Raw genomic sequence first — 1341 nt, forward strand, 5'->3', positions numbered from 1 at the left:
GGATGCTCCTATGGATGTCAAGCGGCGAGTTCGAGGTCGTGGGGTGTGAGTAGGGCTCGGTAGATGTCTCGGGCGATGTAGCGCTTGAGGCAGCGGATGATCTCTTTCTTGCTCATGCCCTCGGCGGTGCGGCGCGCGGTGTAGGCGCGGGTGCGTTCGTCCCAGCGCAGCCGGCAGAGCACGATCCGGTAGAGCGCAGAGTTGGCCTGTCGGTCGCCGCCGCGGTTGAGCCGGTAGCGGTGGGTGCGCCCGGAGGAGGCCGGGAGCGGCGCGGCCCCGCAGAGCATCGCGAACGCGGCTTCGGAGCGAAGCCGCTGCGGGTTCTCTCCGGCGGTGACCAGTAGCTGTCCGGCGACGTCGGAGCCGACCCCGTTCATCGCGGCGAGGACGGGGTTGATCGCGGTGGTCAGCGGTGCGATCAGGGCGTCGAGGTCGTCGATCTCGGTGGTCAGATCGTGGTGGCGCCGGGCCAGGGCGCGCAGCGCGATCACGGTGGCGATGGCGGGCTCATCGCAGGCCCCGGTGTCGGGTCGTCGGGTCGCGCAGTGGGCCAACAGCTCGCGCAGTGTCAGCGGGGTGAGCTGGGCGCGGAGTCCGTCGGGGGCGGTGATGACCAGGGATCGGAGCTGGGTCTGGGCCTCGGCGCGGGAGGCGACCGCCGAGCGGCGGGCCACACGCAGTGCGCGCAGGGCCTCGACCCGGCCGTCGCGGTGCTTCGGGGTGCCGGTGGCGCGTTCGGCCAGGGCGGCGCGGGCGGCGGCCTCGGCGTCGACCGGATCGGACTTGCCCTGCCAGCGGCGGGTCTTGCGGTCCGGGCGGTCGACCTCGACCACGGCGATCCCGGCCGTATGAAGGTGGCGCGCCAGACCTGCGCCGTAGACCCCGGTGCCCTCGACCCCGACCCGCACCAGCAGCCCGAAGGCCTGCAACCAGGCCAGCAGCGCGGCGTAGCCGGCGACGGTGGTGGGGAACTGGGCGTGACCGAGCAGCCGCCCGGCCTGATCGAGTGCGGCGGCGGTGTGGGTGTCTTTGTGGGTGTCGACACCGCCGATCACCTTGCCGACCTCGCCGGAGGTCTCGGTGAGGGAGTGGGGTTGTGTCATCGTGGTCATGACCGTCCTGGTTCGTTCGCATCGGGCAGGGCGGCACGCACCAGCCGGGCGAGCGGACAAGACAGTGATGGGTGCCTGATGGCACAGGCTCTATGAGGTCACAACCGCCGTCTGGTGAGTGCACGAGCCCCGCAGCGGACCGGCCGACAGATCCCCTTGAAGACCCGGAGTCAGTCAGTCGGTGGGTCAGACCGACCGCTGCGGGGCTCACCTACATCCTCACTGTCAG

Annotated in this window: 1 protein-coding gene; it reads right to left on the reverse strand. The window is 71.1% G+C overall.

Annotation, left to right across the window (positions count from 1 at the left end; translation table 11 throughout):
- Window positions 1-17: 17 nt before the first annotated feature.
- Window positions 18-1103 (reverse strand): IS110 family RNA-guided transposase, encoded by a 1086-nt coding sequence (locus ACLFMI_RS26735; protein ID WP_410950733.1) that lies wholly within the window; start codon window positions 1101-1103, stop codon window positions 18-20.
- Between the last annotated feature and the right edge of the window lie 238 nt (window positions 1104-1341).

It is taken from the genome of Pseudonocardia nantongensis (genome assembly GCF_046546495.1).
In the GTDB taxonomy this organism is placed as follows: Bacteria; Actinomycetota; Actinomycetes; order Mycobacteriales; family Pseudonocardiaceae; genus Pseudonocardia; species Pseudonocardia nantongensis.